The 24,559-nt window shown below is 65.4% G+C and carries 17 protein-coding genes; 7 read left to right on the plus strand and 10 right to left on the minus strand.

Annotation, left to right across the window (positions count from 1 at the left end; genetic code table 11):
• The first annotated feature begins 37 nt into the window (after window positions 1-37).
• Window positions 38-640 (plus strand): DJ-1/PfpI family protein, encoded by a 603-nt coding sequence (locus ACCD07_RS14205; RefSeq protein WP_413447706.1) that lies wholly within the window; start codon window positions 38-40, stop codon window positions 638-640.
• Window positions 637-948 (plus strand): cupin, encoded by a 312-nt coding sequence (locus tag ACCD07_RS14210; protein WP_413447707.1) that lies wholly within the window; start codon window positions 637-639, stop codon window positions 946-948. Before ACCD07_RS14205 ends, ACCD07_RS14210 begins: the two co-directional genes overlap by 4 nt.
• 204 nt (window positions 949-1,152) lie before the next feature.
• Here ACCD07_RS14210 and ACCD07_RS14215 read toward each other — a convergent pair whose 3' ends face one another.
• Entirely contained in the window at window positions 1,153-2,436 is a 1,284-nt protein-coding gene (locus tag ACCD07_RS14215; protein ID WP_413447708.1) for a cytochrome-c peroxidase, read from the minus strand.
• 138 nt (window positions 2,437-2,574) lie between these two features.
• Here ACCD07_RS14215 and acpA point away from each other — a divergent pair, with 138 nt between their 5' ends.
• Window positions 2,575-4,701 (plus strand): acid phosphatase, encoded by a 2,127-nt coding sequence (gene acpA, locus ACCD07_RS14220; RefSeq protein ID WP_413447709.1) that lies wholly within the window; start codon window positions 2,575-2,577, stop codon window positions 4,699-4,701.
• Window positions 4,702-4,751: 50 nt separating this feature from the next.
• On the opposite strand, the gene ACCD07_RS14225 is transcribed toward acpA, so the two are convergent.
• Together ACCD07_RS14225 and ACCD07_RS14230 are read right to left on the minus strand one after the other, a co-directional pair.
• Window positions 4,752-6,152 (minus strand): sensor histidine kinase, encoded by a 1,401-nt coding sequence (locus ACCD07_RS14225; protein WP_413447710.1) that lies wholly within the window; start codon window positions 6,150-6,152, stop codon window positions 4,752-4,754.
• Window positions 6,145-6,789, minus strand: a complete 645-nt coding sequence (locus ACCD07_RS14230; protein WP_413447711.1) for a response regulator — start codon at window positions 6,787-6,789, stop codon at window positions 6,145-6,147. Before ACCD07_RS14230 ends, ACCD07_RS14225 begins: the two co-directional genes overlap by 8 nt.
• Before the next feature lie 221 nt (window positions 6,790-7,010).
• Between ACCD07_RS14230 and ACCD07_RS14235 the strand changes: the two genes are divergently transcribed.
• The 4 genes from ACCD07_RS14235 (at window position 7,011) to ACCD07_RS14250 (ending at window position 14,868) form a co-directional block, all read left to right on the plus strand.
• Window positions 7,011-9,860 (plus strand): TonB-dependent receptor, encoded by a 2,850-nt coding sequence (locus ACCD07_RS14235; RefSeq protein WP_413447712.1) that lies wholly within the window; start codon window positions 7,011-7,013, stop codon window positions 9,858-9,860.
• A gap of 72 nt (window positions 9,861-9,932) precedes the next feature.
• Window positions 9,933-11,294: an alpha-amylase family glycosyl hydrolase gene (locus ACCD07_RS14240; protein ID WP_413447713.1), complete on the plus strand. Its 1,362-nt coding sequence runs from the start codon at window positions 9,933-9,935 to the stop codon at window positions 11,292-11,294.
• Complete coding sequence (locus ACCD07_RS14245; RefSeq protein ID WP_413447714.1) at window positions 11,295-12,797, plus strand: tryptophan halogenase family protein; 1,503 nt, start codon at window positions 11,295-11,297, stop codon at window positions 12,795-12,797. It abuts the gene before it with no gap.
• Between the two features lie 13 nt (window positions 12,798-12,810).
• Window positions 12,811-14,868 (plus strand): glycoside hydrolase family 97 protein, encoded by a 2,058-nt coding sequence (locus tag ACCD07_RS14250; protein WP_413447715.1) that lies wholly within the window; start codon window positions 12,811-12,813, stop codon window positions 14,866-14,868.
• Here ACCD07_RS14250 and ACCD07_RS14255 read toward each other — a convergent pair.
• From ACCD07_RS14255 to ACCD07_RS14285, 7 genes are all read right to left on the minus strand, one after another.
• Window positions 14,819-17,965, minus strand: a complete 3,147-nt coding sequence (locus ACCD07_RS14255) for an efflux RND transporter permease subunit (protein ID WP_413447716.1) — start codon at window positions 17,963-17,965, stop codon at window positions 14,819-14,821. The two genes, ACCD07_RS14250 and ACCD07_RS14255, sit on opposite strands and share 50 nt — an antisense overlap.
• A 14-nt stretch (window positions 17,966-17,979) precedes the next feature.
• On the minus strand, window positions 17,980-19,143 hold the full coding sequence (locus tag ACCD07_RS14260; RefSeq protein WP_413447717.1) for an efflux RND transporter periplasmic adaptor subunit: 1,164 nt from the start codon (window positions 19,141-19,143) through the stop codon (window positions 17,980-17,982).
• Window positions 19,136-20,356 carry a TolC family protein gene (locus ACCD07_RS14265; protein ID WP_413447718.1) on the minus strand — a complete coding sequence of 407 codons (1,221 nt, stop codon included), beginning with the start codon at window positions 20,354-20,356 and terminating at the stop codon, window positions 19,136-19,138. The genes ACCD07_RS14260 and ACCD07_RS14265 overlap by 8 nt, the downstream gene beginning before the upstream one ends.
• A gap of 72 nt (window positions 20,357-20,428) precedes the next feature.
• Complete coding sequence (locus tag ACCD07_RS14270) at window positions 20,429-20,761, minus strand: hypothetical protein (RefSeq protein WP_413447719.1); 333 nt, start codon at window positions 20,759-20,761, stop codon at window positions 20,429-20,431.
• Window positions 20,762-20,818: 57 nt separating this feature from the next.
• Entirely contained in the window at window positions 20,819-22,984 is a 2,166-nt protein-coding gene (locus ACCD07_RS14275; protein WP_413447720.1) for a molybdopterin cofactor-binding domain-containing protein, read from the minus strand.
• Between the two features lie 2 nt (window positions 22,985-22,986).
• Window positions 22,987-23,457 (minus strand): (2Fe-2S)-binding protein, encoded by a 471-nt coding sequence (locus ACCD07_RS14280; RefSeq protein ID WP_353401472.1) that lies wholly within the window; start codon window positions 23,455-23,457, stop codon window positions 22,987-22,989.
• Window positions 23,458-23,594: 137 nt separating this feature from the next.
• Entirely contained in the window at window positions 23,595-24,506 is a 912-nt protein-coding gene (locus ACCD07_RS14285; RefSeq protein ID WP_413447721.1) for an MBL fold metallo-hydrolase, read from the minus strand.
• Between the last annotated feature and the right edge of the window lie 53 nt (window positions 24,507-24,559).

A 24,559-nucleotide genomic window follows, 5' to 3' on the forward strand; every position in this document is an offset into this window, starting at 1 on the left:
TGGCGGCAAGATGGTCTCATCGACAAAGGAGATCCACATGACACGCACTATAGGCATTTATGTCTTCAACGACCTTGAAGTACTCGATTTCGCCGGACCGTACGAAGTGTTCACCTGTGCCACGCGCGTGGCCGCCAAGCTGGCGCCGGGCACCCAGGCGCCGTTCCGCGTGCGCACCATCGGCCAGCGCTCCGCCATGCTGCGCGCGCGCGCCGGCCTCGCCGTGCAGCCCGAATCTGATTTCGACAGCGCCGGCAGGATCGACGTGCTGATCGTCCCCGGCGGCGTGGTGACGGCGGAGCAGGCCAAACCCGAAGTCATCGCATGGATCGCCGGCATGGCGCGCGACTGCGAACTGGTGGCCTCGGTCTGCACCGGCGCCTTCCTGCTGGCGCAGGCGGGGCTGCTGGACGGCCAGCAAGCCACCACGCATTGGGAAGATATCGACGAGCTGCGCGCCGCCTTCCCGCGCGTGGAAATCCCGGCCGGCCGCCGCTGGATAGACAACGGCCGCATCGTCACCTCCGGCGGCATCTCGGCCGGCATGGACATGTCGCTGCACCTGGTCGAACGGCTGGCTGGCCGCGAACTGGCCGCGCGCACCGCGCTGCAGATGGAATACGACTGGAACAAAGCATGAAGATAGTACGCAGCAGGGACTACACCGCCGATCGAGCCTGGGGCGCCACCCCGATCGCCGCGATGCGGGATGCCACTGTGCGCCTGCACTGGACCGACCAGCCCTACGGCTGGCACGTCAACGACGGTGAAGAGGTGTTTGCCGTGATGGATGGCGAAGTGGACATGCACTACCGCGTGGACGGCATCGAGCACGTCGTCCACCTGCGAGCGGGCGACATTTTCCACGCCGGCGAAGGCGACGCCCATTCGGCGCATCCGCGCGGCACGGCGCGCATCCTGGTCATTGAGCGCGCCGGCAGCGTGTGAATCAGCCCAGCTCCGGGGTCAGATCCTAATGCCGTTAAGTTAAGGCGATATCGCTCATCGTCATTCCCGCGAAAGCGGGAATCCATGCAGCGAGTCCGGGGCAAACTCAGTATGGGTTCCCGCTTTCGCGGGAACGACGCGCCTTAACTTAACGGCATTAGGGTCAGATCCGACATTCGGACACGAGCTGGACGCTAAGCCGCTCTACTGCTGGGTCCGTGTCCGATTGTCGGATCTGACCCCGGAGTAGCCGTCGGTCAGCGTTTTGAGGAAAACCACCACGTCGGCGATCTCCTTGTCGGTCAGCGCCGGCTTGCTGCCGGGCTTGCCGCCGAACGGGGCTTCGACGTTGACGTTGTCGTCCATGCCGCGCGGCTGGTCGTCGAACTTGTGGATGCTGCCGTCCGGATTGCGCGGATACCACTTCTGCGGCACCGTGTCGCGCTGCACGTAGAAGCGCACCACCTGCTCCAGGCTGTCGAAGCTGCCGTTGTGGAAGTAGACCTTGCGCAGGGCCACGTTGCGCAGCGACGGCGTCTTGAAGCGGCCGCAGTATTCGGGATGGTCGCGCAGGTCGGTGCGGTCCGGGCCGCACAGGCCGAGGTCGAAATACTTCGGATCGGCGTTGACCGCCAGCTTGCCGTTGCGCGGCACGCCGAGGTTGACCAGCCCGTAATCGGTGAACTGCGGGAAGGCGCCGCCCTGCGAGATGCGGCTGATGTGGCAGGATGCGCAATTGCCCTTGGCCTCGTCGTTGAACAAGGCCAGCCCGCGCGCTTCCTGCGGCGTCAGCGTGACCTGCTTGCGCAGGAAGGCGTCGTACTTGCTGGTGTACGGATAGAAGTCCGCCGGGCTTTCCTGGAACACTTCCAGCGCCATCAAGGCCGCGCGCATCGCCGCGTCGTCGTGGTCGAAGATGTCGTCGCCGAAGGTCTTGCGGAACTGCGCCGCCAGCGGACCGTTGCGCAGTTTGGCCACCACCGCCGCATCGTCCTTGTTGCCCATCTCGCGCGGTGACAGCAGCGGACCGCGCGCCTGTTCGTGTGCCGAACCGGCGCGGCCGTCCCAATCGTAGCCGCCGGTAGGACCTGCGTCGGTGCTGTCGTCGCCATCGTCGTCGTGATAGTGCTCGGTGAAAGGCGGCACCGTCTGCAGGTACTTCAGCGACGGCGCGGCGCGCGTGCCCTGCGTGGCGCCATCGCCGCCACCCAGTTGCGCCGACAGCCGGTTGGCCGGGCTGTAGCCGTTGTCCGGGTTGTGGCAGCTGGCGCAGCTGATGCGGCCGGATGCCGACAGCGTCGGTTCGTGGAACATCGCACGGCCCATCGCCGTCAACTCCGGCACCGGTGGCTGGCGTTTCATCGGCGCGTAGGCGGCGGCCGGCTTGACGGCCGGTTTGGCGACAGGAGCGGACACGGACGCGGGCGGCGTCTCGCCATGGCAGGCGCTCAGCAGCGCGGCGATCAGGGCAATATAAATCTGTTTCATGCCGCAAGCCTAGCAACATGAAATGACCGCTGGATGACACAAAGCCAAAGATACAAAACGATACACATCATTTCATCGTCCTGAAATATTTGATGCCTAGCATGACCCGCTTTGACACCCCACCCACAAGGCAAGAAGATGAAACTCAATCCGATGCGGCCCCTCCCCCTCATGCTCATGTCGATCGGCCTGGGCGCCGGCCTGATCGCCTGCGGCAGCTCGTCCGACGGCGTCCCGACGCTGAGCGGCCAGGTGGTCGGCAGCTACTATGAAAACGCCGTGGTCTGCCTGGAAAGCACCAGCGCCAAGCTGACCTGCGACAGCGGCTCCTCGTCCGTGCGCACCGGCGCCGACGGCAAGTTCGCCATCACCGGCGCCAGCACCGGCGCGCTGCTGGTCACCGTCGGCACCGACGCCATCCGCCACGACGCCGTCGGCGACGCCGGCACCAAGGTCACGCAGAAACTGGTGTTGCGCGCGCCGAACGGCCACACCGGCTTTGTCGACGCCATCACCACCGAACTGGTCGCCATGATGGACGCCAACGGCGGCGACTTCGCCGCCGCCAGCAGCAAGCTGGCCGCCAAGCTGGGCGTGTCCGAAGCGAACCTGGTGGCCGATATCAACGCCGTCAGCGGCGACGACCAGGCCAAGCTGAAGGCCGAGAACGCCAGCGTCACCAACGTCATCGCCGCCGCCAGCACGCTGAGCGCGCCGGCCGACATCGCCGCCACGCTGACCTCCGGCCTGGCGCTGAACAACATCAAGAACATCGTCGTCATCTACGCCGAGAACCGCGGCTTCGACAACCTGTACGGCCTGTTCCCTGGCGCCAACGGCGTGCCGGGCGTGAACCCGACCTCGACCAGCGCCTACGTGGCGCAGAAGGACTTCGACGGCAGCGCGCTGCCGGTGCTGCCGCCGACCTGGGGCGGCATGGCCGCCGCCGGCCAGAGCGTGGTGATCACGCAGGCGCAATCGGCCAACCTGCCGAACAAGCCGTTCCAGATCGACGACGCCAACAGCCCGCTGTACATGGCGCAATCGGTCATCACGCGCGACCTGGTGCACCGCTTCTACAACAACCAGATGCAGATCAACGGCGGCGCCAACGACAAGTTCGCGGCCTACTCCGACGCCGGCGGCCTCACCATGGGCTACTACGACGGCAGCAAGATGAAGATGTGGGACATCGCCAAGCAATACGCGCTGGCCGACAACCTGTACATCGGCGCCTTCGGCGGCTCCTTCCTGACCCACCAGTACCTGATCTGCGCCTGCGCGCCGCAATACCCGAACGCCGACACCTCGGTGGCCAAGGGCTCAATCGCCAAGATCGACGTCGACTCCAACGGCAACTTCGTGCGCCTGACGCCGGCCGCCAACGCCCCGGCCAGCGTGTTGAACGGCGCACCGGCCTACGCCAACGACGGCGCCATCACGCCGGCCGACTCGACCGGCATGTTCTACGCGGTCAATACCATGCAGCCGCCGTTCCAGCCAAGCAGCAACAGCTTCGCCGCCGACGACAGCACCCACCTGTACGCGGACACCAGCAAGTCCAACACGCTGCCGCCGCAGACGCAGAAGAACATCGGCGACCTGTTGACCGGCAAGAACGTCGACTGGGCCTGGTACGCCGGCGCCTGGAAGGACACGACGGCCGCCACCACCGGCACCACGCGCGGCGCGATCACCAATCCGCCCAACTTCCAGTTCCACCACCAGCCGTTCAACTACTTCGCCAACATGGATCCGGTGAAGAACGCGGCCTACCGCGCGGCGCACCTGAAGGATTACGACACCCAGTTCGTGGCGGATGTGACCAACGGCACCTTGCCGCCGGTGGCGTTCTACAAGCCGCAGGGTAACCTGAACCAGCACGCCGGCTACGCTTCGGTGGCCGACGGCGATGCGCACATCGCCGACGTCATCGCCAAGCTGAAAAAGAGCCCGCAGTGGAAGAACATGCTGGTGATCGTCACCTACGACGAAAACGGCGGCTTCTACGACCACGCCAGCCCACCGAAGGGCGACAAGTGGGGTCCGGGCACCCGCGTGCCGACGATCATCGTGTCGCCGTACGTGAAGAAGGGCGTCGACCATACGCAATATGACTCGGCCTCGATCCTGCGCGCCATCACCCGCCGCTTCGGCCTGCCGGTACTGGACGGCCTGGTCACGCGCGACAAGGCGCTGGCCGCCAACGGCGCCAAGCCGATGGGCGACTTCAGCGCCGCCCTGGCGCTGACTCCGCAAGAGTAAAACCCGGGGTCAGGTCCTCCTTTTCTACACGGCCTCGACTGTAGCTGCCGCTACGCTCCAGCTCGTGTAGAAATGGGGGACCTGACCCCGGATTCGAAGTCGACGGTGACGGTGAGTCCTTTGCCGTCATCGCCGGCGGCGAGCGTGATGGTGCCTTCGTTGCGCTCCGCCGCCCGCTCGGCGATCGCCAGTCCAAGGCCGCTGCCGGATTGCTCCTGTCCCGGCACGCGGTAGAAACGTTCAAACACTTTCCGATGCAGGGCCTGCGCAATGCCTGGCCCCTGGTCGGCGATGGTCAGGCGGTAGCCCTGCTCCAGCGCCGCCAGCCGCACATGGATCTTGCCCGACTCCGGCGAATACTTGATCGCGTTGCTGATCAAATTGTCCAGCAGCGCCGCCATGCTCTCGACATGCATCGCCATGGCGCACGACGCTTCCGACTGAAACTCGATATCGATGCCGCGCTGCACAGCCAGCGGCGCCGCCGACGCCAGCCGGCTGCGCACGAAGCCGCACAAATCCGTCTGCGGCAGGGGCTCGGCGCCCGGCTCGGCGCGCGCCCGTTCGAACGCGAGCAACTGGTGCACCATGTGCGTGGCCCGCGCTACGCCGTCGCGCAAGCCCTGGCCCGCTTCGGCGCTGCGCTCCGGGCTCTCGGCCGCGCTGCGGCTCAGCAGCAGATGGGCGTTGATCTGGATCGCCGCCAGCGGCGTCTTCAACTCGTGCGCGGCGTCGGTCAGGAATTCGTGTTCACGCTCGATGCGCTGGCTCAGCCGCGTCATCAGCCGGTTGATCGCCATCACCAGCGGCGACAGCTCGCGGTAGTCGGAATCCGGCAGCGCCGTCAAGTCCGACACCGAACGCGCCTCGATCTCGTCGGCGATCGAGCGCAAGGGCCTGAGTCCAATACCGACGATCAGCCATGCCGGCAGCAGCAGCAAGGGCAGGCTGAAGATCGTCGACGACAGCAGGAAGCTGACGCCGGAAAAACTCAGCATCCATTCATCGTCCACCTCATGGCTGCGCTCGACCACCAGCCCATGCGTCGCATCGCGCTCGACGGCGCTGACCCAGGCGTTGGCGTGGCGGGCAGCGGCACTGCCTGGCGCCGGCAGCACCTCAGGCAGATCCGGCAGCGAGTTGTAGAGCAGTGCGCCGTCCTTCCACACCTTCAGCCGCACGCGCGAGTGGTAATCCAGCTCGCGGAACATCTCCTTGCGCACCGACTCCAGCATGGCCGCCGCGCGCCGCATGCGCTCCGGCTGGTCGGCGATCTCCATCAGATGCAGCAACAGCTCGCGCGTGTGCGCGGCGTTCTCGCTGGCGGTGCGGTTGCGCTGCGTGGCCTTGGCCTCGAACGCCACATAGGTGAACCCGGCCAGCGCCACCAGCGCAATCACGCCGGAAAAACCCAGCATCAATCGCCGGAACAGCGACGACTGCTTATCCACGCTGCACCATATAGCCGACGCCGCGCACCGTGCGGATCACGCGGTCGCCGACCTTCTTGCGCAGATTGGAGATGTGCACATCCAGCGTCTGCCCCACGCTGTACGGCAAGCCCTGTTCCAGCTCGGCGCGCGTCAACACGCGGCCGGACTGCTTCATCAAGGTCAGCAGCAGCGCGAACTCGGTGCGCGACAACGACACCGCCGCGCCGGCGCGCGTGACCAGCATGCGGCTCTCGTCGAGCACCAACTCGCCCAAGGTCCACAGCGATTCGCCGCCGTCGACGTTGCCGTTCGCGCGGCGCACGATGGCGCGCAACCGTACCAGCAGCTCGGGAATCTCGAACGGTTTGATCAGGTAATCGTCGGCGCCGGTGTTGAAGCCGTTGAGCCGGTCCTCCAGGCTGTCGCGCGCCGTCATGATCAGCACCGGCAGCGACAGGCCCTGCGCCCGCATGTCGCGCAGCAGCGCGTTGCCGTCGCCGTCGGGCAGGCCGAGGTCGAGCAGCACGGCGTCGAACGGCTCGGACTGCAGCCGGGCGATCGCGCCCTCCGCCATCCGCACCCAGATTACCGCGTGTCCCTCGTCCTGGAACACCGACAGCAGCGCCCGGCCTATGGCCAGGTCGTCTTCGATCATTAATATTTTCATGCTGAAAGTGTAGCGCGCTTTGTAGCTAAATTACGTGCAGCGTAGACAAAACACCACATCAGGCCCCGACAAGGCAATGCGCGACAAATCAGGCACTTGGCGGCCAATCTTCAGGCTTCCTTTATTTTCCGGACAGCGCGTGATTGACCCTATTTTCCTTCCGCTACAACATCCGTCCTGCAACCACAATAATTTTTAGGGACACTTTTATGACCACCAAAACAGTACAGGGGCGCTTCCGGCTGCACCCGATGGCGGCGGCCTGCGCCTTGATGATGTTCGGCCTGGCCCATGCGCAGCAGGCCGACACCACCTCCGACGACGCCAAGGCCAAGGCGGAAGCGAAGAAGAAGACCGACGCCGAGATGACCGTCGTCACCGTGGCCGGCATCCGCCGCGGCATCGAGGAAGCGATCTCGATCAAGAAAAACTCCAGCTCCATCGTCGAGGCGATTTCCGCCGAGGACATCGGCAAGCTGCCCGATAACACCGTGGCCGAGTCGATCTCGCGCCTGAGCGGCGTGACCACGCAGCGCAACAAGGTCAATGGCAAGGCCACCGACGTCAGCGTGCGCGGCCTGTCGCCGAGCTTCAACGGCTCGCTGCTGAACGGCCGCGAGCAGGCGTCCACCAGCGATGCCCGCAGCCCGGAATTCGACCTGTTCCCGTCCGAGCTGACCGGCTCCGTGCTGGTGTACAAGACCCCGGACGCCAGCCTGATGGGCCAGGGCCTGGCCTCGACCATCGACCTGCGCACCCTGCGTCCGCTGGACTTCGGCAAGCGCGTGCTGGCCGCCAGCGCGAAAAAGGAACGCATCGGCGTCGATTCCGGCTCGGACCTGGGCTCTGGCCACCGCGCCACCCTCACCTATGTCGACCAGTTCGCCAACCGCACCATCGGCCTGTCGCTGGGCCTGACCAAGTTCAAGGAAGACAATGGCGGCGAACTGAAATTCGACAGCTGGGGCGGCTGGGCGCCGACATTGGACTACAACGGCGCGCAGGTGGCGGTGCCGGGCGGCTTCCTGGCCGAGACCTCGCGCCGCAAGAGCGACCGCGATGGCGCCTCGCTGACCTTGCAGTACAAGCCTAACCAGAACTTCAAATCCACCGTCGACGTGTTTTATTCGCGCGGCGACGAAAGCACCAAGAAGACCGGCATTGAAGGCGCGGTGGCCTTCGGCACCGGCCCCTACGATCCGAACGGCGTGCTGACCAACGCCGTGGTCTCGAACGGCATCGCCAGCAGCGGCACCATCAGCAACTACAAGGCCGATGTCCGCAACCACCTGTATTCGAACGAGGACAGGCTGGCGTCCTTCGGCTGGAACAATGAGCTGAAGCTGGACGACAAGTGGCGCGTAGAGACCGATCTGTCGCACTCGCACGGCGTGAAGAACATCTCGAACTACGAAACCACGGCCGGCCAGCCGGGCAACACGCCGGCCAGCCAGCTCGGTTCGATCTCGTTCAGCGGCTTCAACGGCACCAACTTCGCCGACGTCAAATACAAGACCAGCCTCGATTACTCGGACCGCAAGGTCGCGCTTCTGACCGACGTGGACGGCTGGGGCGGCGGACCGAACTCGCCGCAGGCCGGCTACGTCAGCCTGCCGAACATCGACGACACCGTCAACAGCGTGCGCCTGACCGCGCACCGCGAGCTGGAATGGGGTCCGCTGGCGTCGGCCACCTTCGGCATCAACTACACCAAGCGCGACAAGTCGCGCACCGGCCAGGAAGGCCGCCTGTCGATCAAGGGCGGCGACGGCTACGCCAGCGCAGCCATGCCGGGCACCGATGTGGCGCCGGCCGGCGCCTCGGGCCTGATGGTCGCGTCCTTCGACCCGACCGGCACGCTGGGCACCATCTATGACCTGAACCGCTGGGTCGACGCCACCGTGCTGTCACGCGACTGGTCGGTCGGCGAGAAGGTGGCCACCGCGTATGCGATGGCGGACCTGGACGGCACGCTGATGTCGCTGCCGTACACCGGTAACTTCGGCCTGCAGGTGGTCAACACCAAGCAGCAGGCCTCGGGCAACCAGGTGGATCTGGCGCGCTGCACCGGCATCACCTTCGACACCTGTCCGTACAGCGTGCGCACCGGTGGCGCCAGCTACACCAACGTCCTGCCGAGCATGAACGTGGCGTTCGACCTTGGCAGCGAACAGAAGCTGCGCCTTGGCGCCGGCAAGCAGATCTCGCGCGCCAACCTGGACAACATGAAGGCCAGTCTGGACTTCGCGGTGCAGAACGCCACCTCGGTGGCGCCGGCGCTGACCGGCTTTGCCGGCAATCCGGAGTTGAAGCCCTACCAGGCGCGCTCGCTGGACCTGTCGTACGAGAAGTACTTCGGCAAGAAGGGTTACATCAGCGTGGCGAGCTTCTTCAAGAAGCTGGACAACTACATCATCAACGCGCCGGAGCTGTTCGACTTCAAGCCCTACACCAGCGCCAATACGCCGTTGCCGACGACCGGCCCGTACGCGGGTTCGACCATGGGCTTCCTGACCAAGCCGCAGAACGGCTCGGGCGGCAATATGCACGGCTATGAAATGGCGGTCAACGTGCCGTTCTCGCTGGTCACGCCGTGGCTGGAAGGCTTCGGCGTGGCCGCCAACTACTCGTTCACCGACAGCTCGGTGAAGCTGCCGACCAGCGGCTTCGTCTCGCCGCAGAACGGCCCGGTGTTCAAGGACAGCGTGTCGGAGATCGGCTTGCCGGGCCTGTCGAAGAACGTCAGCAGCCTGCGGCTCTACTACGAAAACAACGGCGTGCAGCTGGCATGGGCGGCGCATCGCCGCTCCAGCTTCGTCGGCCAGATCCTCGACTATCGCAGCGATTCGCAGTTCACCTTCATCAAGGGCGAAACCATCGTCGACCTGCAAGCCTCGTACGAGTTCCAGAGTGGTTGGTTGAAGGGCGTATCGGTCTTCCTGCAGGGCCATAACTGGACCAACACGCCGTTCCGCGAGTACACGTCCGATCCGAACCTGATCACCAACACGGTGGTCTACGGCCGGACCTACACGGCAGGCGTCAACGTCAAGTTCTAAGCTCCGTTTTGCGCCGGATTCCGATCCCTCACCGGAATCCGGCTTTTTTTGCTTCATCTACCGGCATCACCAATGACCAAATTCCTCATGGCCCTGCTGTTGGCCACCGTCGGCATCGCCCACGCAGCCGATCCGTATCAACCCAAGCCCTACGTCCACTTCCAGCACGCGGAATGGACCAAGAACGCCAGCATCTACCAGATCAACACCCGCCAGTTCACACCGCAAGGCACCTTCCGCGCTGCGGAACAGCAGCTGCCGCGCCTGAAGGAGCTGGGCGTCGATATCCTGTGGCTGATGCCCATCCACCCGATCGGCCAGGCCAAGCGCAAGGGCGCGCTGGGCAGCCCGTACGCGGTGCGCGACTACATGGCCGTCAATCCAGAATTCGGCACGCTGGACGACTTCAGGCACTTCGTCACCGCCGCCCACGGCCTCGGCCTGCACGTGATCCTCGACTGGGTCGGCAACCACACCTCGTGGGACAACGTGCTGCGCACCAGCCATCCCGAATGGTACGAGAAGGACTACAAAGGCAACGCCCATCCAACGCCGTGGTACGACTGGGACGACATCATCGACCTCGATTACACCCAGCCCGGCCTGCGCCGCTACATGACCCAGGCAATGACCTATTGGGTGCGCGAAGCCGGTGTGGACGGCTACCGCGCAGACGCCGCCGGCCTGATACCGCAGGACTTCTGGGACAACGCCAGCCGTGAGCTGCGCGCCATCAAGCCGGTGTTCATGCTGGCCGAATGGGAAAGCCGCGACATGCACGCCTACGCCTTCGACGCCAGCTACGCCTGGAGCTGGTGGGACGGCCTGCGCGCCGTCGCCGAGGGCAAGGCCGACGCCACCTCGCTGTACACCTACTATGCATGGAACCAGAAGTTCTATCCGAAGCAGGCCTACCGCATGCTGTACACCACCAATCACGACAAGAACGCATGGGACGGCACCGAGTTCGAGATCTTCGGTCCGGCGGTGGATGCGGCCATCGTGTTTTCCTTCGTCAGCGAAGGCATGCCGATGATCTACAACGGGCAGGAGGCCGGCAACCACAAGCGGCTGGCCTTCTTCGAGCGGGATGCGATACAGTGGCAGCCATCGCCTTACGAAGCGCTGTACAAAAACCTGCTGTCGCTGAAAAAGCGCAACACGGCCCTGTGGAACGGAGAATGGGGCGCGACCATGCTGCAGGTGCCGAACGACGCGCCCAAGCAGGTGTTCAGCTTTGTGCGGCAGAATGCGAAGGACAAGGTATTCGCGGTGTTTAACCTGAGTGGCAAGGTAGTGCAGGCCGGATTTAGCGGCGACCTGCACGCCGGCGCTTACCGCGATTTCGGCACCGGGGAGACGGTGCGCGTGGACAGCGGCAGCCGCTTCGACATGGCGCCGTGGAGCTACAGGATACTAATAAAGGCGGAGTAAATGGAGAACGTCAAAAACGTGGTGATCGTCGGTGGCGGCACCGCCGGCTGGATGTCGGCGGCGGCGTTGTCGCGGGTGCTGGGCGAAAAGGTGAAGATCACACTGATCGAGTCGGACGAGATTTCGACGGTCGGTGTCGGCGAATCGACGATCCCGATGATCAAGTTGTTCAACACCGTGCTGGGCATCGACGAAGATGAGTTCATGCGCGAGACCAGGGCCACGTTCAAACTGGGCATCGAGTTCCGCGACTGGGGCCGGATAGGCGACAGCTACATGCACGGCTTCGGCATCTTCGGCCAGGACCTGGCGACGCTGCCGTTCTACCAGTACTGGCTGCGCATGCACCAGGCGGGCAAGGCGCCGGACATCGAACGGTATTCGATCAACCGCATGGCGGCCAAGGCCAACAAGTTCATGCGCGCCGACCGCTCGCACGGCAATTCGCCGCTGGGCGACATCGTCCACGCCTTCCACATCGATGCCGGTCTGTATGCGCGCTATCTGCGCAAGTACAGCGAGGCCAAGGGCGTGCGCCGCATCGAGGGCAAGGTGGTTGACACGCTGATGCGCGCCTCGGACGGGCATGTGGACGCGGTGCGCATGGAAAGCGGCGAATTGATCGGCGGCGAACTGTTCATCGACTGCTCCGGCTTCCGCGGCCTGCTGATCGAACAGGCGCTGCATACGGGCTTCGAGGACTGGACGCACTGGCTGCCCTGCGACCGCGCCTACGCGGTGCCGTGCGAGCTGGCATCCACCGAGCTGGCGCCTTACACCCGCGCCACCGCGCGGCCGGCGGGTTGGCAATGGCGTATCGGCCTGCAGCACCGCACCGGCAATGGCCATGTCTTCTCGAGCCGGCACATGAGCGACGACGAGGCGGCCGGCATCCTGATGGCCAACCTGGACGGGCGTCCGCTGGCCGATCCCAAGCTGCTGCGTTTCACCACCGGCAAGCGCAAGCAGGTGTGGAACAAGAACGTGGTGGCGGTGGGCCTGTCGTCCGGCTTCATGGAGCCGCTGGAATCGACCAGCATCCATCTGATCCAGTCGACGATTGCGAAGCTGATCACTTTCTTCCCGGACAAAGGCTTCCAGGCCGCCGACATCGCCGAGTTCAATCGGCAGTGCGACTTCGAGGTCGAGCGCATCCGCGATTTCCTGATCCTGCACTACCACGCCACGGAGCGCGACGACACGCCGTTCTGGGACTACTGCCGCACCATGGATATCCCGGACACCTTGCGCGCCAAGATGGAGCTGTATCGCTCGCGCGGGCGCATCGTCCGCATCGACAACGAGCTGTTCGCCGAAGTGGGCTGGCTGCAGGTGCTACACGGCCAGGGCATCAAGGCCGACGGCTACCATCCGCTGGCCGACCTGCTGGAAGAAAAAGAAGTAGCCGAGTACCTGGACAATATCGCCTCCGTCATCGGGCTATGCGTCAACCAGATGCCGTCGCAAGCCGCCTACATCGCGGCGCACTGCGCATCGTCATAACAAGGAACAGCAAGTGCATACAACTCCCGTCAAAATCCGCTGGATCTCCGCCTGCAGCATGATGCTGGGCGTGTACGCCAGCACCGGCAGCGCGCTGGCCGACGACATACTGGCGACCGTGTCGTCGCCGGACAAGGTGCTGAGCGTGGCCGTTCAGCTGGGCGGCGACGGCCGCCTGGCGTACGAGGTGCAGCGGCATGGCAAGCAACTGATCGCGCCGTCGCGGCTGGGTTTCCTGCTGGCCAATGCCCCGGAGCTCGACGGCGGTTTCTCGCTCGACAAGCAGGCCGTCACCGAGCATGACGACACATGGGAACAACCATGGGGCGAGCGCCGCTACGTGCGCAATCACTACAAGGAGCTGCGGCTGGAACTGGTGCAGAAGGCGCAGCAGAACCGCCGCATGGCGCTGGTGTTCCGCGTGTTCGACGACGGCGTCGGCTTCCGCTACGAGATTCCGGACCAGCCGCAGTTGAAGGAAACGAAGATCGCCGATGAGCTGACCGAGTTCATCGTCGCGGCGCCGGCCACCGCGTGGTGGCAGCAGGCCGGCGAGATGGCGGCGCTGGAATACGCGATCCGCAAGACGCCGCTGAGCGAAGTCGGCATGGCCAATACGCCGATGACGATACGCACCAGGGACGGCACGCACATCGCCTTCCACGAGGCGGCGCTGGTCGACTATGCGTCGATGTGGCTGCGCAAGGTGGACGGCCAGAAGCTGCGCGCGCACCTGACGCCATCGGCCATCGGCGCGCCGGTCGAGCGGCAGGGCGCTTTCACGACGCCATGGCGCACCATGCAGATCGCCGACAACGCGGCGGGGCTGTATATGTCGGACCTGATCCTGAACCTGAATGAACCGAACAAGCTGGGGGATGTATCGTGGGTGCGCCCGTCGAAATTCGTCGGCGTGTGGTGGGAAATGCACCTTGAGAAAAGCACCTGGGGGTCGGGCGCGAAGCACGGCGCCACCACGGAAAACACCAAGCGCTACATCGACTTCGCCGCGAAGAACGGATTCCGCGGCGTGCTGGTGGAAGGCTGGAACATCGGTTGGGACGGCAAATGGTACGGCGACGGCTCGGAATTCAGCTTCACGCAATCGTATCCGGACTTCGACCTTGCCGCCACCAGCGCCTACGCCATCAAAAAGGGCGTGCGCCTGATCGGACACCACGAAACCGGCGGCAACGTGGCGCGCTACGAAGACCAGATGGATGCCGCCTACCAGCTGTATGCGAAGCATGGCGTGGACAGCATCAAGTCCGGCTACGTGACCGATGCCGGCACGGCGCAGTTCCACAGCGCCGGCGGCGGCACGCACTATGGCTACACCGATTCCCAGGAAGGCTCGCGGCACTACCTGAAGGCGGTAACGGAGGCGGCGCGCTACAAGCTGGCGATCGACACGCATGAACCGATCAAGGATACGGGCCTGCGCCGCACCTATCCGAACTGGATCTCGCGCGAAGGTGCGCGCGGCATGGAGTACAACGCCTGGGGCAATCCGATCAACAGCGTCGATCATGAAGTGAACCTGGTCTTCACGCGCATGCTGAGCGGGCCGATGGACTACACGCCGGGCATATTGAGCCTGGAAGGCGTGAAGGGCAAGCCGATCAACTCGACGCAGGCCAAGCAGCTGGCCAGTTTCGTGGTGATCTACTCGCCGGTGGTGATGGCGGCGGACCTGATCGAGAACTATGAGAAGTATCCCGGTCCGTTCAAGTTCATCAAGGACGTGCCGACCGACTGGACCGACACGCGCGTGATCCACGGCAGCATGGGCGAATACGCGACCATCGCCCGCAAAGACCGCCACTCCGACAACTGGTACGTCGGCTCGGTGACGGACGGCGAGGCGCGCACGCTGTCGCTGCCGCTGGACTTCCTCGACGCCGGCAAGCGCTACACCGCCGAAATCTACCGCGACGGCGACCAGGCCGACTACCGCACCAGCCACCGCTTCGACATCGTCATCGAGAAGAAGATCGTCACAGCGAAGACTGCGCTTCAACTCAAACTGGCTCCCGGCGGCGGCCAGGCCATCCGCTTGACGCCCATGTAAGATGGGCCAGGCGGTAGAGCAAGGGGAGCACCAGCAGCGTCAGTGCGGTGGAGGAGAGGATGCCGCCGATGACCACCGTCGCCAGCGGGCGCTGGACTTCGGCGCCCGTGCCGGTGGCGATGGCCATCGGTATGAACCCCAGCGACGCGACCAGGGCTGTCATCAGTACCGGTCGCAGGCGGCCCAGCGAGCCTTCGCGGATCGCCTGCTCCACCGTGCGCCCTTCCTCGCGCAGGCTGCGGATGAAGGAGATCAGTACCAGCCCGTTCAACACCGCCACGCCCGACAGCGCGATAAAGCCCACCGCTGCCGATATCGATAGCGGGATGCCCCGCAACGCCAGCGCGGCGATGCCCCCCGTCAGCGCGAACGGTATGCCGCTGAACACCAGCAGGCCGTCTTTCAGATTGCCGAACATCGCGAACAGCAGCACCATCACCAGCAGCAGCGCCGCCGGCACCACGATCTGCAAGCGCCGCGACGCAGATTGCAGCTGCTCGAACTGTCCGCCCCAACTGGTCCAGTAACCCGCCGGCACCGCCACCTGGCGCAGCCGTTCCTCCGCCTCCGCAACGAAGGAACCGATATCCCGCCCGCGCACATTGGCGCTGATGACGACTCGCCGCTTGCCGTCCTCCCGGCTGACCTGGTTCGGTCCCGGTGCGATACTGAACGTCGCCACTTCGCCCAGCGGGATGAAATGCGTGACGCCGTCTCCTTTCGGCAGCGGTACCGGCAGCCGTCGTACTACATCCAGGTCGCTGCGCAGCGCATCCGGCAGCCGCACCACGATGTCGAAGCGCCGGTCGCCCTCGAACATCGTGCCCGCCTCGGTGCCGCCTATGGCCGTGGCGATGGTCTGCTGGACGTCGCCCACGTTCAGGCCATAGCGCGCGGTCTTGCCGCGGTCTATTTCCACGGTCAGCACCGGCAGGCCGCTGGTCTGCTCTACCTTGACCTCGGCCGCGCCGTCCACCTTGCCCAGAGTGGTGGCGATGCGCGCGGCGGCTTCGTTCAGTACCGCCATGTCGTCGCCGAACAGCTTGACCGCGACGTCGCTGCGCACGCCGGATATCAGCTCGTTGAAGCGCAGCTGTATCGGCTGCGAGAATTCGAAGGCGTTGCCCGGAATTTGAGCGGCGGCGTTCTGGATCGCCGCCAGCAGTTCATCGCGGGATTTCTTCGGCGCCGGCCATTGCGATTCCGGCTTCAGCATGATGTAGCCGTCGGAGACGTTGGGCGGCATCGGATCGGAAGCGATTTCCGCCGTGCCGGTGCGCGCGAAGATACGCTCGATCTCGGGAAACTTCTGCTTCAGCGTCAGTTCGACCTGCTTTTGCATCTCCACCGATTGCGTCAGGCTGGTGCCGGGTATGCGCAATGCCTGGATCGCAAAGTCTCCTTCGTTCAGGCTCGGAACGAATTCGCTGCCCATGCGTGTGGCCAGCAGCACCGACAACAGCACCGCGATGCCGGAGAACGCCAGCACCACCGGCGTATTGGCCAGCACGCACTCCAGCACCCCGGCATACCACGCGGACAGCTTGCGGTGCTCCTTCTCGACCACGCTGTCGCCGATGAAGAGCGCGACGGCGGCGGGAATAAATGTGATCGACAGCAGCATCGCCCCCAGCAGCGCCATCACCACGGTCAGCGCCATCGGATGGAACATGCGCCCTTCGACGCCGGTCAGCGCGAAGATCGGCAGGTAGACCACCATGATGATCAACTGCCCGAACAGCAGCGGGCGTCGTGCTTCGCGCGCGGCGGCGAAGACCTCGCCAAAGCGCTCGGTGCGCGTCAGGCTCCTGCCGTGGCGAGCCTGCGCGTGGGCGAGCCGCCGCACGCAGTTCTCGACGATGACCACCGCGCCGTCGACGATGATGCCGAAGTCCAGTGCACCGAGGCTGAGCAGGTTGGCGCTGACCTTGAAGGAGACCATGCCGGTTAAAGTGAACAGCATCGCCAGCGGGATCACCATCGCCGTGATGAGCGCCGCGCGGATGTTGCCGAGGAAGACAAACAGCACGGCGATCACCAGCACCGCGCCTTCGAGCAGATTCTTCTTCACGGTGGCGATGGCCTTATCGACCAGCGTGGTGCGGTCGTACACGGTCACCGCCTGCACGCCGGCAGGCAGGCTGCGGTTGATGTCGGCCATCTTGCGGTCCACCGCCTGCGAAACGGCACGGCTGTTCTGGCCGATGAGCATGAAGACCGTTCCCAGCACCACTTCGCGCCCGTTCTCCGTCGCGGCGCCGGTGCGCAGCTCGCGGCCGATGTCGACGTCGGCCACGTCGCGCACGTGCACCGGCACGCCGTCGACGTTGGTGAGGATGATATTGCGGATATCGTCCAGCGATTTGACCTGGCCTGGTGCGCGCACCAGCAGCTGCTCGCCGCGCTTTTCGATGTAGCCGGCGCTGGCGTTGCCGTTGTTGCGGTCGAGCGCCGTCACCACGTCCTGCAGGGTCAGCCCGTAGGATGCGAGGCGCTGCGGATTCGGCGCCACCTGGTACTCCTTCGCGAATCCTCCGATGGAGTTAATCTCCGTCACGCCGGCCACGTTGCGCAGTTGGGGCTTGATGATCCAGTCCTGGATCTCGCGCAGGTCGGTCGGCGTGTAGGGCGTGCCATCGGCCTTCCTCGCCCCCGGCTTGGCCTCCACCGTCCACAGGTAGATTTCGCCCAGCCCCGTGGATACAGGTCCCATGGCCGGCGTTACACCGGCGGGCAATTGCGCGCGCGCTTCCTGTATGCGTTCGCTGACCATCTGCCTGGCGAAGAAGATGTCGGTGCCGTCCTTGAAGATGACGGTGATCTGCGATAGCCCATAACGCGACAGCGAACGCGTTTGCTCCAGCTTCGGCAGGCCGGACATCAACGTTTCGATCGGATAGGTCACGCGCTGTTCGGTCTCCAGCGGCGAGTAGCCCGGCGCCGCGGTGTTGATCTGCACCTGCACGTTGGTGATGTCGGGCACGGCGTCGATCGGCAGTTTTTGATAACTGTAGAGGCCGACCGCCGCCATCGCGGCGACAAGCAGCAATACCAGCCAGCGCTGGTCGATGGCGAATCTTATAATTCGTTCAAACATGGTGTGCTCCCGTCTCAGTGCGCATGCTCGGCGCTGTCCTTGCCCAGTTCCGCCTTGAGCACGAAGCTGCCGGCGGAGGCGTACTGCGCACCGGCCTGCAGGCCTTGCAGCACCTCGGTCAGCTTGCCGTCGCTGCGGCCGACGACCACCGGCTGCGCACGGAAGCCGTCCGCCACCTTGACGAACACCACGGGCTTGTCTTCCACCGTCTGGATAGCCTCGGTGGACACAACGACGGCGGCATCGGCCTGCCCGGACAGCACCTCGACGTTGACGAACAGGCCAGGCCGCCACGAGCGGTCGGGATTGGCCAGCGCCACGCGCGCCTTGGCGGTACGGGTCTGCTCGCCCAGCAGGGAGCCGACATAAGTGATCTTGCCGCTGGCCTGCGCCTCGAAGGCCGACGCCTTTACCATCACCGTCTCGCCAACGCGAACGCGGTTCAAGTCCTTCGGCGGCACGGCCAACTCGGCCCACACCGACGACAAGTCGGAGATTGTGAAGACGTTGGCGTCTTCCTTGACCGCTTCGCCCAGCGCCAGATGCTTTTCCATTACCACTCCGTCGAACGGCGCCCGTAGTTCCAGGCGGTTCAAGTTTCCGCTTGCGTCGGCGGCCGCACCAGTACCAAGTGCATCTATCTTCTGGCGCGCGTTGCGTACCGCGATTTCGGCTTCATGCATGGCCTGTTTGGCTTGCAGGTAGTCCTGCTCGGCGGAGATCTTGTCCTGCCACAGCCGCTGTTCGCGCTCGAACGTGGTGCTGGCCAGCGCCAGCCGCCGTTGCGCCGACAGCAGTTCGCTGCGCTGTTCGGACAAGCCGCTGCTGGCGATCACCGCCAGTACCTGCCCTTGCTTCACGTTCTGTCCCAGCTCGGCATGCACGCTGGTGACGACGCCCGCCAGCTTGGGTACGACATGCGCGGTACGGTCTTCGTTGAAACGGATCTCGCCCGGCAGCGTGATGGCCACTTTGATCGCCGCAGGCGCGGCCACGGCCAGCGTCACGCCGGCGGCCTTGAGCTGCGCGTCGCTCAGTGCGATCATCTCCTCCTTCTCAGGGTCGCCATGCTCCACCTCCTCGCGTCCGGCCGGGCGCTTAGGCATCATGATCCACGCGGCCAACAACAGGCCGATGAGCGCCATGACGGCGATGATGATTTTCTGCTTTTTATTCATGTTCTTCTCCGAGAATGCGGCTGATGGCGGCCATCGCGCGGTGCGCGTCCGCCAGCGCGTTCAGGTATTGGGATTTCGCCTGCAGCAAGGTGCGCTGGGCGTCGAGGACGTCGAGGAAGCCGAATTTTCCGTATTCGAAGCCGGTGCTGGCCGCGTCATACGCGCTTTGAGCGCCCGGCAGGATGTCGCCGCGCAGCGCCAACGCTTGCTGACGGGCGACGTCGAAATCCTCATATGCCTGCGACAGCTCGGTATCCAGCCGCAGCGTGGCTGCCTCCAGCTCATCGCGCGCCTTGTCGACGCGGCGCGCCGACTCCAGCACGTTGCCCTGGTTGCGGTCAAAGAATGGCAAGGGAACGGAAAGGCCGAACACCGCCTGCGTGCGACCCAGTTCCTCCGAGCGTTTGCTGCCGACGTTGAACGTCAGGTCGGGCGTGCGCCTGGTCACCTCGACTTGCGCCAACGCCTGGCGCCGCGCCAGCTCCGAGCGCGCCAACGCCATCGCCGGCGAACGCTCCAGCCGCTGCCGCAACGTCGCCTGGTCCGGCAGCGACGGCAGCACGTCGATGACGCCGTCGGCTCGCTCGAAACGCGGCGCCGGATTGCCCCACATCGCGGCGAGCCGCTTGCGTGCGCCGGCCAGCGTGCCGCGCGCGCGCATCAGCTCCAGCTGCACGCTGGATGCCGCCACCCGGGCACGCGTTTCCTCCACCGGCGATACCTTTCCAGCCACCACGCGCCGGCCCGTTGCGGCGGCGGCGCGTTGCGCCAGATCGCCGGCTTCCTGCGCCAGCCGCACGTGCTCCTGCGCGGCCATCACGGAAAAATACGCATCGATCGCGTCGGCGCGTACGGCCGCATGCCGCAGCGCCAGCTCGGCCGATGCGCTGTCGCGCCCGCGCTGCGCCGCCGTCACGCGGGCTGCACGCTTACCGCCCAGTTCCAGCGGCTGGCTCAGTTGAAGCGTGGTTTCGCGCGTGTCGCGCCGCGTATCGGTACGCTCGAGCGATAAGGTGGGATTGGGCGGCAGGCCGGCCTGCCGCACCGTTCCGTCGGCCGCCTGCAGCTCATGGCGCGCGGCCGACAGTTCGGCATTGGCGCCGACGACCAGCGCCAGCGCCGCGCGCAGCGTCAGCGGTGCGGACGGCTCGACTTCGGCCCGCGCACAGGCAGGCCATGCCGCTAGCCATAGCGGCAAAAGATATTTGTACATCGAATTCTCCAGACAATAGGAAAGGAATTCGACGAGACTTGAACAGGAAAGGTAGTTGCAGGCCTCGCCGCGCTAGGCGACGAGCAGCCAATTGGGCCGCTGGGGCCCTTCGGAGATATGAGACAGGTAACGCCGCGCGGCAGTCGGGGCATGGCCGATGGCCTCGACGGCGACGTCAACGCCGCCGCCGGCCGGGACCGAAGCCTGCACCGCGTGATGACAGACTTCGCAGTCGGAATGCACCTTGACCGGTTTGCTCTTGTCGGCACCATCGTCGGACTGCGCCTGGTGCTGGTGTCCATGATGGCCAAAGTGCGTGACCGTGGCCGGCTCGTGCTGGCAATAGACGGCCGCCATCGACCAGGCGTGCTGGATGGGCAGAATGGTCAGCAGCAGGATGAGCAAGAGCTTTTTCACCGCTCCATTGTATCAGCCTGCCGCCAACGCAGCTGCACGACTACACTACGCCTTCTTCAGCAGATCCGGATTGATCGGCATCTCGCGCACGCGCTGGCCGGTCGCGGCAAACACCGCGTTGGTCAGCGCGGCGCCGACGCCGGCGGTGCCCGGTTCGCCGATACCGCCCGGCGCCTCGCCGCTCTTGACGATTTCCACCTCGATCTTCGGCGCCTCGGCCATGCGCAGGATGCGGTAGTCGTGGAAATTACTCTGCTCCACGCGGCCGTCCTTGACCGTGATGGCGCCGAACAGCGCCGCCGTCAGGCCGTAGTTGATGCCGCTCTGGACCTGCGCGGCGACGGTGTCCGGATTGACCACCTGGCCGCAGTCGACCGCGCACACCACGCGCTTGACCGTGACGTCGCCGGCGTCGTTGACGCTAACGTCGACCACCTGCGCCATGTAGGTGCCCCAGGCGCGCATCAGCGCGATGCCGCGTCCGGAACGGGCCGGCAGCTTCTCGCCCCAGCCGGCCTTCTGCGCCGCGATCTTCAGCACATTGGCCGCGCGCGGCTCCTTGCCCAGCAACGACAGGCGATAGGCCAGCGGATCCTGGCCGGTCTTGAGCGCCAGTTCGTCCATGAAGCTCTCCAGCACCGTCATGTTGCGGGTCGGGCCGACGCCGCGCCAGAACGCCGTCGGCACCGGGCCGTCCTCCTGCGTGTACTCGCTGCGCATGTTCGGGATATCGTAGGAGAAGATGTCCGAGCCCTCGACGTTGTCGATGTCGAGGCCGTCCTTCAACCAGCCCGGCGCGAACGCGGCCAGGTTGGAAGGGCCGGCGATCTTGTGCGAGAACGCCACCGGCTTGCCGCCGGCGTCCAGCGAGGCCGATACCGAGTGCGCATACAGGCCGCGGAACAGGCCGTGCTGGATGTCTTCCTCGCGGCTCCACACCAGCTTGACCGGGCCCTTGACCTGTTTGGCGACCAGCGCGGCCTGCACCACGTAGTCGGTGTACAGGCGGCGTCCGAAGCCGCCGCCGATCAGGTGATTGTGCAGCGTGACTTTTTCCGGCGCCAGGCCCAGCGCCTTGGCCGCGTCGTCGCGCGCGCGGGCCGGCACCTGCGAGCCGGTCCAGATCTCGGCTGTGCCGTCGGCCTTGACGTGAACCGTGCAGTTCATCGGCTCCATCGTCGCGTGGGCCAGCATCGGGTTGACGTACACCGCTTCGACGCGGTTGCCGTCAGCGGCGATGGCCTTCAGCGCGTCGCCGTCGTTGCGGGCGACCTTGCCCGGCTTCTTCAGCGCGTCGAGCATGATCTGGCGCACGTCGCCGGTGGCCAGCTTGGCGTAGCGGCCTTCGTCCCACACGATGTCCAGCGCGGCCAGCGCCTGCTTGGCGTACCAGTAGTTGTCGGCCACCACGGCCACCGCGTTATCGAGCTTGACGACGGCGCGCACGCCGCGCATCTTGCGCGCCTTGGCGTCGTTGACGGATTTGAGCTTGCCGCCGATGACGGGACTAGCCGCCACCACGGCCACCTTCATGCCCGGCACTTGCGCGTCGATGCCGTATTGCGCCGTGCCGTCGGTCTTGCCCTTGGCGTCGAGGCGCTTCAGCGGCTTGCCGATCAGTTTGAAATCCTTGGGCTCCTTCAGCGCGATCTTGGCCGGCGGCTGCAGCTTGCCGGCCGCCGCCACCAGCTTGCCGTACTTGATGCGGCGGCCGCTGGCCGCGTGCACCACTTCGCCGTGCTCGGCGCGGCAGCTGTCCGGCGCCACCTTCCATTCGTCGGCGGCGGCCTGGATCAGCACCATGCGCGCGGCGGCGCCGGTCTGGCGCATCGGTTCATACATGGTGCGCATCGACAGCGAGCCGCCGGTGAACTGGTCGCCGAACGGCGCGCCGTAGATCTTGGCGTCCGGCGGCGCGTGGCGCAGCAGGATCTTGTCCATGTCCACTTCCAGTTCCTCGGCGATCAGCATCGGAATCGAGGTGTAGGTGCCCTGGCCCATTTCCACCTTGGGCATGGTCAGCGTGATGGAGTCGTCGGCGCCGATGGCGATGAAGGCGTTCAGGTCGGCCGGGGCCATGCCAGGCGCCTTGGCGGCGGCGGCGAGCGCCTCGCCGGGCAGGGTCCAGAAGCCGACCATCAGGCTGCCGCCCGCCGCGGCGGCCACTTTCAGGAAACCGCGGCGGCCGAAGGAGTTGTCGGGTGCGTTCATGCTCAGGCTCCTTTCAGCAGCGGCGATTTGGCGGCATCCTTGATCGCCTCGCGGATGCGGGGATAGGTGCCGCAGCGGCAGATGTTGCCGGACATGGCGTCGTCGATGTCGGCGTCGCTCGGCTTCTTATTCTTGTGCAGCAGCGCGGCGGCCGACATGATCTGGCCGGACTGGCAGTAACCGCATTGCACCACCTCGGCCGCCAGCCATGCCTGCTGCGTGGCCTTGCCGGCCGGCGTGGCGCCTATGCCTTCGATGGTGGTGATCTTCTTGCCGGCGACCGCCGACACCGGCAGCACACAGGAGCGGGTCGCCTCGCCGTCCACATGCACGGTGCAGGCGCCGCACAGCGCCATGCCGCAGCCGAACTTGGTGCCGGTCATGTGCGCTTCGTCGCGCAGCACCCACAGCAGGGGCATGTCGCCCGGCACATCGAATTCCCGCGTTTTTCCATTGATTTGCAACTTGACCATGAGGCGCTCCTTATCAGACTGCACAGTTCGCCCATTGTGGGCATTACGTGCACTATAGCCAAAAATGTCGGCTTGTTAATACTAGCCGTTGGGGATACTCAAACAACCAACAGTTGTAAATCGGCAAGCGGCGACGGTCACCCCTGCGCCTTGGCGGTGGCGGCGGCGCTCCACAGCGAGCCGGGATTGGCGCGCTCCGGATACAGCTCCAGCATGCGGTCGTACAGCTCGCGCGCGCTGCCGGTGGCGTCGTTCAGGCGGATGAAGTCCTGCAGGTACTGGCGGGTTTCAGTCACGCAGCGCGGATCGTCGCCGTTGCCCGGCAGCTTGTGGCCGGCCACCACCGCCGACGGCTGCAGCGCGGCGATCCGGTCGAGCGCCGCCAGCCAGGACTGGCGGTTTTGCCGCGTCGATTCGTTGAGGAAGGGATGGATGCCGTTGTAGACCGCGTCGCCCGCCACCACCAGGCCGATCGCCGGCACGTGCAGCACGGTGGTGTCGTCGGTGTCGGTATGGCCGACCTCGACCACCCGCAGCGTCTGCCCCTCGAGCTCGATGCGGTCGCCGCTCAGCGGCGCGGCGGCGGCCAGCACCTCCGGGATCTGGTTGGGGAACAGCTTGCGCCAGCGGGCGTCCAGCTGGGCCGGCACTATCTGCTGGCGCATGCGCTCGACCACCGCCGGCGTCGCCAGCCCCTGGGCCTGCGGGAAGCGCCGCAACAGCATTGCCAGGCCGAAGAAATGGTCGGCGTGCGCGTGGGTGGCGTAGATGGCCTTCAGGTTCTTGCCGGTCGCGGCGATCTGGTCGGCCAGCTTGTTGGTCTGCTCGATGGTGAGGAAGGTGTCGATCAGCACGGCGTCGCGCTCGCCGTAAATCAGCGTGGCCGAGTTGGCCACCCACATCAGCGACTCCTTGCCCGGCGGGATGTCGCGGGTCAGGCCCGGGCGGGTGGCGGTAAATACCTGGTAGCGCAGCGGCGCGGCCAGGGCGGCGCCCGGCAGCGCGGGCAGGATGGCTGCGGCCAGTTTCAGCAGGTCACGACGGCGCATGGAATTCCCCTTATTGATTGCGAATACAATCAATAAAGTATGCGGCAAGCCCC

The sequence above is a fragment of the Duganella sp. Dugasp56 genome (genome assembly GCF_047304105.1).
GTDB classification, from domain to species: Bacteria; Pseudomonadota; Gammaproteobacteria; order Burkholderiales; family Burkholderiaceae_D; genus Rugamonas; species Rugamonas hordei.